We start from the raw sequence: 11,829 nt of genomic DNA on the forward strand, positions 1-11,829 counted from the left end.
AGCAGATTGAAACCAATTCTTGATGAATTGGCTTATCTAAAGGCCATAGGGAATAGCAACTTAATTCTCTTCCCCATGCCCCATTCCCAATCCCCAATTACTGATATCCCTGCCAAGGAGTGACTTCCAGTTTACCGTTAGGCTTGAATATCACTTGGAAGTGGGCTAGAGGTTCTTTGTCATTGGGAGCAGCTACATTAGAACCATAGATAGCGTTAAACATCTTAGGAAGAGGTGTTTCCCGAAAATAGTCAAAAGCAACTTGGTTAAGTGGTTCATAGTCAGCAATTACACCATCTTTGTTAACTGCTACCCGATATTTCAAATCTCGCGTAAAGGTGGGGGTGCCACTCCAGCTTTGGCGAACTGTATTATAAAGCTTTTGATTTAAACCTTTAGTGATATTAGAGTCAGTAATTCTTGCACCGACTACTTCTGGTGTCTTAGCATATCCCCGCCAAGGGCTAACTTGCAGCACACCATTTGTAGTAAACACTATTCGGAATTGGGCGATCGGTTCATTGGAAATAGGAGCGCGATTAGCAGGATTATAAAGTAGGTTAGGCAGAGGAGTTTGCCCGACTTCTTGATTAGCCTCTTTATTCACCGCTTTATAACCAACGATCGCTCCATCCGCAGCTACACCCAAACGATAGATCAAATCCTGTTGCAATCCTGAACGTTTAGTCCAAGCTGGATGAACTTGGTTATACACTTGGCGATTCAATGCACGTAGTTGGGATGGATCGGTGATTTCTGGAACTGTATTTAAAAGTGTTTCTAAATCTTTGACTACTGGCTTTGTACTAGGTGTTGGTGTTGGTGTGGGAATTGCAGCGACGATGGGAGTTGCAGCCGCTGATGCTGGAGGATTAAGATTCTTTGTTGTAGAGCTAGTTTGCTCATCTGGCTTAGGCTGCGGTGGACGCATTTGGGGAGGTGGAATCAAGTTAAATGCGATCGCTGCTACTGCTAAACTTGATACTCCCACGGCAGCAGGAACGACCTGCCTAATTACAGCCTGACTAGCACCACCATAGCGTCTAGTAACTGGTTGTAGTTCTAGGGATAATTCTGGTAAAGTCTGGGTATCAGCAAAAAACTGATCCACTGCTTCTACTAAATCAAACAACTGCACCGTATTCAAATCTATTTCAATAGGCGGACGTTTGGAATTGTTAGAGTGAGACTCGAACCCCTCTGGAGCACTTTCTGAATGTATGATTAACCTGTGGCGGTTGCTGTCAATTTTTTGAAACTCTACTAGCTCCGATTCTTGGTTGTGTGCTTGCGGATTGGGTACACTACTTAAAAATTCTTGGGCATAGCCACTAACAGCCCTCACCAAACTTTCAAAAAATTCTCGCCCTCCCGTTAGGGGTTGATTGTAACCAGATAAATAGCATTCTGCATTTACCAATATTGATAATTCTGGGCGCATTTCCTGGAAGTGTGCAGCCCTAGTGACATCACTTAACCCTTCTAAAAGAAGAGTACAATTAGGTAGACTGTACTTACGTTGAATATTCATTCCACTTCACCGTCAAAAAGACTAATCCAGAACCGCTGCATTCCAGCTGTACCAGTACAAAATAGTAATTGCCCTAACAAATTTATCGCTAGCGCATCTAATTTTTCATCAGAAGTTAATGCTAGTACACCAGAACGCCGAGCATTCATCCGGCTCTTAAAATGCGCTCTAAACCGCTCTAGGTAATTAGATAGCCGCAAATTCTGTTCTAATGGAATCTGTTTTTCTTCCATTTGTTGACATATCATTAATAACTGGCGGATGACAACAGTTAAACGCCGTGCTATGTGGCAAGCAATGACCACCAAAGCTTTTGCTTCCATAATAGTTAAGGGACGGCGTATATGCGCTCTTCGTAGCGGGTTAGAGCTACGCATCCGCCATAAATTCACCCTATCTTTAACAATTCCTTTAAGATCCAACTCTTGAGCAAAAGCCAGGATTGCTTCCGAACCACCAAGCTCTAAAGCTTCAATTGCCAGTAAAATCAGGTCAATTTGCAGCCTGGTTCTCCGAGGACACGTTTTGGAAGCGATCGCAGGATCTGGTAAAGTGTCCAGAATCATCGGCAGTGAGTCTTGGGTTGGACTGTTGAACGGCGTTAAACTTGCTGAGACATTCATTCTATAAATACCTTGTGCGGTTCCAACAGACTAGATAAAACAAATTTAAGATCGGTAGTCAGACTTGAGCGTTAGACTTGTGGCAGTAACATGACTACCTGATATATACATTACTTAACTCTTTCTACTCAAAGTTTTCCCTATATTGAAATCAAAGTTTTAAAACATAAGTTAATTCACCTCATTTATTTAGTGCAATACCTTTTCTAGCTTGGTTTAGATTCTAATTATCGTCAATGAAAGGCGAAGTTTCAGCCTCGACCCCCAGCGTATGACATTATAGTGTACGATTTTTCAGGTATCTGAAAATGGGGACTGGAGATTGGGGACTGGGGACTGTGATAGCTATGAATTTAAATTAATAACTCCTCACTCTTCACTCCTAACTTTCCCTACTCCCCATTCCGCACTCCCTATTCCCCATTTTATGGATTTAAAGTCTCTCGTTCGTGACATCCCAGATTTCCCGAAACCCGGAATTTTATTTCGGGATATTACTACGCTACTGCGCGATCCAGAGGGACTGCGCTACACTATTGACTTTTTAACACAAAAATGCAACGAAGCTGGAATAACGGCTGATTATGTCATTGGTATCGAGTCGAGGGGATTCATTTTTGGCTCACCTCTGGCTTATAAGTTAGGAGTTGGTTTTATTCCCGTCCGCAAAAAAGGTAAGTTACCAGCAGCCGTTCACTCAATTGAATATGAACTAGAGTATGGTACAGACTGCCTAGAAGTGCATCAAGACGCTTTACACCAAGGTAGCCGAGTTTTGATTGTGGATGATTTGATTGCCACAGGTGGAACTGCGAGTGCCACAGCAAAGTTGATGCAGAAAATTGGCTGCGAAATAGTAGGATTTGGGTTTATTATCGAGCTACGGGATTTACAAGCGCGTACATATTTGCCGGACGTGCCGATTATCTCTTTAATTGAATATTAGTCATTTGTCGTTAGTCATTAGACAAAGGACAAATGACTAACGACAAATGACAAAGGACAAAAGATAAATGACATCTACGAAAATTTCCTTGGAGACAGGTCGGGATTGGCTAATCAGGCTAGTCACGAGCGAAACTTTTGTTTATGTGGTAAAGCGAGTATTGCAGGCACTGCTGACTTTGTTGTTGGCATCAGCGTTGTCGTTTTTCATCATTCAACTTGCTCCCGGTGATTATGTAGATACGCTGCGCCAAAATCCGAAGATATCTCCAGAAAGAATTGAGGAAATCAAACGGCAGTTTGGTCTGGATAAGTCTTGGCCAGAGCAATTTGGGCTTTGGTTATGGCGAATCTTGACAAAAGGGGACTTTGGCACGAGTTTTATTTATCAACGTTCAGTGGCATCGCTGCTGTGGGAACGAGTACCAGCGACTTTACTATTAGCGATCGCATCTTTAATTGTCACATGGGCGATCGCCATCCCTTTAGGGATCTTTGCCGCTGTCAAACAAAATAAGCCAGCAGACCTGATTTTACAGGTGATTAGTTACGCTGGACAAGGCTTTCCCATTTTCATCACTGTTTTAGCACTGCTGGTTTTTGCCCAAATCACCTCGCCACTGTTCCCAGTGGGTAGCATGACTAGCATCAATCACTCAGAACTGACGTGGTTTGGCAGAATCTTAGATATCGGCTGGCACATGATTTTACCCACGATCGCACTCTCAATTACTAGTTTTGCTGGTTTGCAACGCATCACTCGCGGCGAATTATTGGATGTTCTGCGTCAAGATTACATCCAAACGGCTCGTGCCAAAGGTTTACCAGAAAACCGCGTCATCTACGTTCATGCACTCCGCAACGCCATAAATCCCTTAATTACCTTATTGGGTTTTGAATTGGCTGGTTTATTAAACGGTGCCTTCATTGCCGAATTTTTCTTCAACTGGCCCGGTTTAGGGAGGTTGACTTTACAGGCTTTACAAGCTCAGGATTTATATTTATTAATGGCAAGCTTGGTAATGGGCGCAGTGCTGCTGATTGTTGGCAATTTAATCGCTGACTTGATGCTTAAAGCTGCCGATCCACGCATTCGCCTAGAAAATCTCAATTAGCTGCCAATGAAAAGAAAAAAATCAAGACGTATTGGGCGATTTCCAGGGTACTGACTCCGAGATCATAAACGCGATTAAGTGCTACCAACTATCAAACAACAAGTAAGTAGTCAGAGTGCGGATGTCGTTGAAGCAAATCCTGCCGATTCCTTACCCTCTCTTGAATTTGGCTACTTTCAGTGTCAAGTAAGCTCTTCGGAATTCTTGGGGTTTAATAATGAGGGGGAAAGGGAAAGGGAACCCCATATTTAAAACAGGGTTTTCAAGTATGGACGCTGATTTTTCTCTTCTACGAGACGCAGTGCGTTCGTACTACGTGCCTCAAAAATCTTCTTTTTTGTTCGACCTATTTAAAAATACTTGCTCTATACCGTATGGGGGAAAGAACTTTGCTCTTCTTCCTTTAACCCTTTCCCCCTTCTTGGTAAGTAATTAAGCGGACATGATATAACTAACTGATTTTTTTACCAAGCCCACACTTACTTCTCGTATTAGTGGATTTCAGCATTTTCCTTTTTAAGCGGGCGGCGGGAATCGAACCCGCATTAATAGCTTGGAAGGCTATAGTTTTACCACTAAACTACGCCCGCAAATCTCCAACCCTATAAATGTAACACAGTTTCTGTAAAAAATCAAGCATTTAATTAGAATTAGCGGGTTGGATTTTAATCCTCACATACAGATCGCTCAATTCTGGTTTTGTGCCATCGTTGTTGTGGGCAGCAAGAAAGTTTTCTGTTTTGAAAACTTCGCTGAGGACTTGCTCGTATGTGCTTTTTGCACTTTGCAGTGTTGCTGGTTCTATTTCTAGAACTACAGCCCGTTGAAAGTTGCCATTGTTATCAATTATTAAGCTAGCCAACAGCTGTGCTGGCTCAAGTCCAGAATTGTGGACAAGAAAACTTGAGTCTAATTGTTTTGTGTTGCTTCCCCTGTATAAAGCGATAACGTCGGGTAAAGCATCTTGTCGTAGTCTTCCTGATTGTATCAAGTTACTCACTTCATCTCTAAGTAAAGGAGCTACTATTGCTACTGATGCTCCCCCAGTCGGAGTTACTGGAGTTTCTCTAGTCGGAGTTGCTGGAGTTTCTCTAGCCGGAGTTGCTGGAGTTTCTCTAGCCGGAGTTACTGGAGTTTCTCTAGCCGGAGTTGCTGAAGTTTTTCTGTTTTTAGGTTCTGAAACTGGTCGATTTGATGGAATACCTGTAGGTAGTGGCGTTCCCTTTCCCAGTTTGATTTCTTGACGACGCTTCCAAGGTAAATTCCCAGATGGAACTGTAGGTGTCGGTGTGGCTATAGGTGTCGGTGTTGGTTTCGGTGTGGCTGTAGCCGTTGGGATTGGTGTCGGTGTTGGTTTCGGTGTTGGTGTTGGCGTAGGAACTCTTGGTTGTCTAAAGGGTTGGTTATTAGGTTTAGAGGCGTAAGTCCGACTCTTCTGCTGGAGATTATCCACAGAATTTATTGCGCCAAAATCTTGATTTCTAGGCGTAATTCGTGCTGTTTGTGGTGGACTTGCTGGTACGGACTTTTGAGTTGAGGCTAGTGGCTTTGACGAAACTGTTTTGGCTGTTGATTTTGATTTGATTATTGATTTTGTTTTGGGAGCAATGTCTATCAATTCAATGGGAATAGCAGATTGATTTTGCTGGGGAAACCACAGACTAAATGCATTAGATGAGCGCATCAGCCAGAACACCAGCAAGTGCAGAGAGACTGAACCTACCACGACAGAAATCCACAAACCTGGTGGGTCAGTGTGTCGTCTCCAGACCTTGGCCGGAATTGGAGTTTTGTCTACAACCGATGGTGTCATATTATAGAAACTAATCTTTGATTTGGCTGCACGATGAAAGCCAAGCAAGGTGACTATAGCACCCCCAACCAATTTTGCCCGCAGCGCAATCCTTGTGAGCGGGGTGGTTGAGAAAACGAGCAAATCTTTGGGATGATTTACACATCTTGACCATCAATGCCATAAGCTAAAACCAAGCTAATAGGTATATGTTGCATCGCCCTTGGCGTCTCCCCTTGGGAGAAGATAATAGATTTGGGTCTTGAGAACCAGGACTGCTGACAAGAGGAGGGAATGTAAGACCAGAACTAAGGAGTTCTGAAGGCTGTTCCCGTTGAATTGGGAAGCTTACACTGTAGAGTTTGCGGTATAGTTCCGCAGTAGAGGTCAGTCCCTAGTAGTTCACAATACCAGTCTAAATTTTAGCGATTAACCATTACCTCTGGTGTAACAGCGAAAGTCAAAACTGTTTCATCTACTCCTTTAAGTTCTAGCGGACTACCTTTAGTGATTTCTCCTTCCTGTAAATAATCTGCCACGGCAGCAGAAACCAGTATCGTACCGGGAACAGCGGCAGCTTGCAACCTTGCGGCAATATTCACACTTGGGCCTATGGCAGTATAATCGGCACGTTCAGCGCTACCAAACATCCCCACAACAGCAGTACCTTGGTGGATACCGCACCGGAACTGTACGCTAGTAAGTTTATCGCCATCAAATACACCTTGATCTTGCCAGCGCTGATTTAAGTCAGCCAGTGAGCGGTGCATTGCTCTTGCTGTATTAATGGCACGACGCACTTGTTCATTAGGGGTTAGTTCTTCCGGCGCTCCGTATAAAGCTAAGATAGCATCTCCCATAAATTTATCAACAGTGCCGCCATTGCCAAAGACAACTTTGGTCATGGCTTCTAAATATTCATTTAGCAACTCTGCGACTCGCCGGGATCTGAGAGTATTTGATAGCTGTGTAAAACCTACGATATCACTAAATAAAACTGTAATTAAGCGTGGTTCTGGGCGCAAATCTAATGTTAAATCTCCGGTTGCGGCTTTTTGCACCAATACAGCCGGTAAAAAGCGCTTTAGCACCGATTCTGTGAGATAAGTATTTAACTCCACAATTCGCCGTTCATTTTCTTTCAATGCTAAAAGATTGCGAACTTCCGCCAAAAGTTCCCGATCATTGAATGGTTTTGCTAAATAAGCATCCGCGCCATGTTCTGTACCTTCGATGCGGGTTTCTTCGTCAACTTTTGCTGTCAGCAGAATGATTGGTATTCCTTTCAACTTCTCCTCATTGCGGATCATCTGAATCATCTCAAGTCCGCTGACCAAGGGCATCATTAAGTCAGTCACAATCAAGCTGGGTATAATTTCCTTAGCTCGACTGTACCCTTCAGAACCATTACGAGCCGTCTGTACATAATAACCATTGCGGCGGAAAATTTCAGATACATAGGTTCGCAAATCGCGGTTGTCATCTACAACTAAAATTGAGTGCTGAGTCTTAAGTGCTGAGTCTTTAGTATCAATACTGGGGGAGAGGTTTATTGTAATATCTTCAATATTGTCTGTTGTTGACTCTACTAGTTCTAAATCAGCCAATTCTACGTTAGCGCGGCTCGTATTCAGTTCGGTAGGCGTTTCTAGTACTTGCTGTGCGGGTAAATGAGCATTTCCAGTCACAAGCCATAAACTAAAGGTAGTGCCTTGACCGTAAACTGATTCTACGGTGACTTGACCACCATGTAATTCGACCAATTCTTTAACTAAAGCTAAACCCAAACCACTGCCTTCATAGGAGCGGTTTGCTGAACCTTCAGCTTGGCGGAAACGCTCAAATAGGTGGGGAATTTGTTCTTTAACAATGCCAATTCCAGTATCTTGTACTTGCAATATGCAACGATCGCGCTCAGATTTTAGTCTGACACTGATCGTGCCACCTTCAGGAGTAAACTTCATGGCATTTGACAGGAGGTTATAAACCACTTTGTCAAATTTTTCCATATCCAAGTACACCGTAGAACATTCGTCTAACTGAGTAACGAGATGCAGTCTCTTTTTCTCACAGTAGGGACGAAAAGATTCCACTATTTGGCTGACAAATTCGACTAAATCGGAGGGATGGAAACTAGGCTGCATTCTCCCCGCATCTAGGCGTTGTAAATCCAGGAGTTGATTTACTAGTCGCAGGAGGCGGCGAGAGTTACGCAGGGCGATCGCACTTTGGGAGTAAGATAATCCCTCACCAGCCGCCACCGCCGACTCTAAAGGCCCTTGAATCAAGGTGATGGGTGTGCGAAACTCATGGGAAATATTTTGGAAAAATTCGGTTTTTTGTTTGTCTAATTCCAGTAAGCGTTCAGCTTGTTGGCGAGTTTTTTGATACAAGTGTGACTGCTGCACAGCGATCGCTGCTTGCGCTGCTACTGCTTTCGCCAAGTCGATATCAGATGAGAGCCATTGGCGTACTTTTTTACCTTCATATAACGTAATACTACCGATACATTTACCATCAGCCAATAATGGCACAAACATTAGCGATCGCGCTGGCATTTTTAATGGCAAATCAAAACCCCGCACATCTGAGGGAGAATGGCTCACATTACCAATTACCACAGGTTCATGTGTCTGTAGCATTTGTTGGAGGATGGGATTCTCCTGTATAGATGCTTGAGAATAGGGTAATCTCTGGCTTAGTAGGTGATTATTGCGACTTATATTCTTGTCTATGGCTGACGATGCCTGTGGCGGGCTGTGGCTACGTAAATTTTCTGAATGTAGAAAACTGTCATACAAGCCCACACACTCGACAAACTCATCTTCCTCTGTCCACAAAGATAGGACACAGCCATCGACTTGTAAAGCTTGTCCCAATTGCTGGGTGATTGCCGCAAAGATATCTTGGGGATCTAGGCTAGAGCGAATCGCGCTAGTAATCGTATTAATCAAGCTCTCTCGCTTGGCAAGGGCACGTACTTGTTCGTAAGCATAAGCTTGAGACAAAGCTAAGGCTGCCTGATCCGCTACCATCAGCACTAACTGCACCTCATCATCGCCCCAGAAGCGAGGCACAGAACACTGGTGCAGTGCTAGCACTGCCATCAATTCTTGTTGGCAGATTAATGGCACAACTAAGCTAGAACAAATGTTAGCAGCAGCAAAAGCTTGCCCACGCTCGCGCAGTTCGGGAGTGTTTCCGTGAATGCGCTCATCATCAATCGCATCGTGAATCACCTGGACTTCGCGGGTTTCCCACACCGTCTGAGCCAAAAGAGGCAGAGAGCGAGAGGGGATGGGGGGTAGAGGGGAAAGACTTACTGCAACTTCCTTTGTACTCTCCTGCTCAACAGCTTCTTCAGAAAGAGGCTTCTGATAAATAAACCCTTTATCCGCCAACTGCTCATCTTGGAAGGGACGCAACAGACAGACATCCACCTCCAACATGTGACCCACTGTATCTACAATTGCTTGCAAAATTTGTCTGTAGTCTAAAGCACTGCGAATCGTATTAGTAACGGTATTCAGCAGCGATTCTTGACGGAGTGTGCGGGTAAGTTCGCGGGTACGAGCTTTGAGGACATTGTGGGTATCCAAAGCTTGGCGTACCACTGCTTTTAGTTCTTCAGCTTCCCACGGTTTGGTTACATATTTGAATACCTTGCCAGCGTTAATTGCTTCCACCAGGTCTTCGACATCGGTGTAGCCAGTTAGAATAATCCGGATAATATCTGGATATTGAGTTGCTGTCAGGCTCAAAAATTCTGTACCGCTCATCATCGGCATCCGCTGATCGGAGATGATCACCGCGACTTCTCCCTCTTGAGCCAGCAGATCGAGTGCCGCAGGGCCAGAGTTTGCCCTCAGCACCTTATAGTCGCGATAAAAAGTGCGGTAAAGCAAGTCAAGGTTGTCTGGTTCATCATCGACAACCAAAATTTTAGGCTTACTGTTTGCTTGGGATTTCATGCACCGCTTTCCTGCTGCAACGGCAGTCGGATAAAGAATAATCTGATCAGGTAAGGATTTTTCTGAGTCAGGTAAGAGCAGAGCATTTCGACCAATAAAGCTGTTTGGCTACATGACTGCTGAGTGTAAGAACGTTTACTCACAGTAATTCGTCTCAATGGCTTGTGCCGATTACTGTTTGCTTTGGTGCAGTGTAATTGCTTTCATAGTCAGTTTTAGTGTTACAGAGTCGACGCTTGCTTGCCAAATCTTTTTTCACCTCCTGTGAGCAATGTCTGATAATACATACAACGCTCATAGCTAGCTGAAAAATCCAGATGAAGCTGCATATTAAGTTTTCCCTCCGCAGCAGTTGTACTAACACTTGCAGGTAAATTTTATTTATGGTAGTCATGGTAGAGTGAGCAAAATTCAAACAATAAGATTTAAAGCCAAAGTATAGTATTAGACAAATACCTCTTTCTAATTTAGCAATCAGAACTATCATTAAGACAAGTGGTGGTGGTTGGGCAGTTAGAGATTAGGGATTAGGGAACCTTGCAGATTCTTGTCCCAGTAGCTGTACAGCCTATTTGGATGACTTGGTAGCAAAGTAGTGCCAGTGTAGCGGCAACTGCAAAAACAAGTTCAGTACTGCAACCAAGGGTGGTTTGAAACCAGAGTTTGCCAATGGTGTACTTACTTAACAATTTCGGAAATGCTGCTTACGGACAAGTTATGCTATTGCTCTGCCCACTCACCGAAAGCTCTATCACTTTACAGATGTTTTTGTGGTAATCAGTTTGATATTCTGCCTACCTAAAACAAGGGATGCACTGAACCTACTGAATTTAAGGTTATAGATTTATGAAGTTGTAACTCCTAAGACTCTTTCAAAAATGCAGGTTATAAAACCCCAAACTAAAGTGTAAAAGTATGTTTGCTCCACAAGCAAAAACTAATTAGCAATATCGGTTCAGTTAAATCTCCTCGGCAACTCTTAAGTTCTGATTTAGTTTAAATCTTGTTTTAGGATATTTGAGAAAATTTTTGTTGAATAAAATCAATACTAAACTAGCCTTGAAATATCGGTTTTTTCACCCATACCACCAACAACCAATCGATCCAGCTTCCTACCAATTCCAAATTCGTACGGCGACACCTGCTGATTTGATTGGTGTCGCCCAAATTATTACTGAAAGCTTTCATTCCCACAAGGGTATATGGGGATGGGCTTTCCCATTGCTACGTCTGGGTATTTACGAAGATTTAAGGCATCGGATGGCATCACCTGCGCCTCGTCATGTTTGTTTAGTCGCCTTTGAAGCTACTGGTGGTGACGCTAATAACTTAGTGGGAAGCGTGGAACTGGGTGTACGTTACAGTGAATCATGGAGCCAGGTTGGCGTAGGTTTTCCTTACTTATCTAATTTAGCGGTTCACCCAAAATACCGTAGACATGGTGTGGCTTCAGGATTACTTACTAGCTGTGAAAAAGTATCTCGCGAGTGGGGATTTCAAGACTTGTATCTCCATGTTTTAGAAAATAACCATCAAGCAAGACAGCTTTATTTCAAGCTGGGATATCGGGTGCATAAAGTCGAATCGAATTGGAATACATTTTTCCTAAGACGCTCAAGCCAGATGTTATTGCACAAGCACCTGAGTGCTGACTCGATTATCTGAATTTTGTTTTGGTAATTGTCAAGTTTTGTGTTGCAATTAATTTGGATAAAATCTGCCACTTATAGCGGTAATCAAACACAAACTAACCTAATTAAAAATCCAGCCAATATTAGCTAAATATCTAAATAAAAACTAAAACACATAACTTTACGAAGTGAGTAAATAGCTTTTAGTAATTCTTTTGAGG

General features: G+C 43.3%; 7 protein-coding genes and 1 tRNA gene. 3 read left to right on the forward strand and 5 right to left on the reverse strand.

Annotated features, from left to right (window positions below):
• Positions 1–97: 97 nt before the first annotated feature.
• Both V7K62_RS28505 and V7K62_RS28510 read right to left on the reverse strand, forming a co-directional pair.
• The gene (locus V7K62_RS28505) at positions 98–1,531 is read right to left on the reverse strand and encodes a DUF4335 domain-containing protein (RefSeq protein ID WP_334870142.1); all 1,434 of its coding nucleotides are present in this window, start codon (positions 1,529–1,531) and stop codon (positions 98–100) included.
• Positions 1,528–2,154 carry a DUF3038 domain-containing protein gene (locus V7K62_RS28510; protein ID WP_334870144.1) on the reverse strand — a complete coding sequence of 209 codons (627 nt, stop codon included), beginning with the start codon at positions 2,152–2,154 and terminating at the stop codon, positions 1,528–1,530. Before V7K62_RS28510 ends, V7K62_RS28505 begins: the two co-directional genes overlap by 4 nt.
• Before the next feature lie 427 nt (positions 2,155–2,581).
• Here V7K62_RS28510 and V7K62_RS28515 point away from each other — a divergent pair, with 427 nt between their 5' ends.
• Positions 2,582–3,100 (forward strand): adenine phosphoribosyltransferase, encoded by a 519-nt coding sequence (locus V7K62_RS28515; protein WP_334870146.1) that lies wholly within the window; start codon positions 2,582–2,584, stop codon positions 3,098–3,100.
• Positions 3,101–3,167: 67 nt separating this feature from the next.
• Entirely contained in the window at positions 3,168–4,214 is a 1,047-nt protein-coding gene (locus V7K62_RS28520; RefSeq protein ID WP_334870148.1) for an ABC transporter permease, read from the forward strand.
• Positions 4,215–4,733: 519 nt separating this feature from the next.
• On the opposite strand, the gene V7K62_RS28525 is transcribed toward V7K62_RS28520, so the two are convergent.
• The 3 genes from V7K62_RS28525 to V7K62_RS28535 form a co-directional block, all read right to left on the reverse strand.
• Positions 4,734–4,804 (reverse strand) — tRNA-Gly (locus V7K62_RS28525).
• A gap of 50 nt (positions 4,805–4,854) precedes the next feature.
• On the reverse strand, positions 4,855–6,027 hold the full coding sequence (locus V7K62_RS28530; protein ID WP_334870150.1) for a hypothetical protein: 1,173 nt from the start codon (positions 6,025–6,027) through the stop codon (positions 4,855–4,857).
• A 401-nt stretch (positions 6,028–6,428) separates the two neighbouring features.
• On the reverse strand, positions 6,429–9,977 hold the full coding sequence (locus tag V7K62_RS28535; protein WP_334870152.1) for a response regulator: 3,549 nt from the start codon (positions 9,975–9,977) through the stop codon (positions 6,429–6,431).
• A gap of 1,029 nt (positions 9,978–11,006) precedes the next feature.
• On the opposite strand from V7K62_RS28535, the gene V7K62_RS28540 reads away from it, so the two are divergent.
• Positions 11,007–11,642 carry a GNAT family N-acetyltransferase gene (locus V7K62_RS28540; protein WP_334870154.1) on the forward strand — a complete coding sequence of 212 codons (636 nt, stop codon included), beginning with the start codon at positions 11,007–11,009 and terminating at the stop codon, positions 11,640–11,642.
• Positions 11,643–11,829 lie beyond the last annotated feature (187 nt).

The sequence above is a fragment of the Nostoc sp. genome (assembly GCF_036917935.1).
In the GTDB taxonomy this organism is placed as follows: domain Bacteria; phylum Cyanobacteriota; class Cyanobacteriia; order Cyanobacteriales; family Nostocaceae; genus Nostoc.

What these genes read in the sequence shown, in the direction of transcription:
- V7K62_RS28505 (WP_334870142.1), bottom strand. Translation starts at nt 1,531, where the DNA reads ATGAATATTCAACGTAAGTACAGTCTACCTAATTGTACTCTTCTTTTA.
- V7K62_RS28510 (WP_334870144.1), bottom strand. Translation starts at nt 2,154, where the DNA reads ATGAATGTCTCAGCAAGTTTAACGCCGTTCAACAGTCCAACCCAAGAC.
- V7K62_RS28515 (WP_334870146.1), top strand. Translation starts at nt 2,582, where the DNA reads ATGGATTTAAAGTCTCTCGTTCGTGACATCCCAGATTTCCCGAAACCC.
- V7K62_RS28520 (WP_334870148.1), top strand. Translation starts at nt 3,168, where the DNA reads ATGACATCTACGAAAATTTCCTTGGAGACAGGTCGGGATTGGCTAATC.
- V7K62_RS28530 (WP_334870150.1), bottom strand. Translation starts at nt 6,027, where the DNA reads ATGACACCATCGGTTGTAGACAAAACTCCAATTCCGGCCAAGGTCTGG.
- V7K62_RS28535 (WP_334870152.1), bottom strand. Translation starts at nt 9,977, where the DNA reads ATGAAATCCCAAGCAAACAGTAAGCCTAAAATTTTGGTTGTCGATGAT.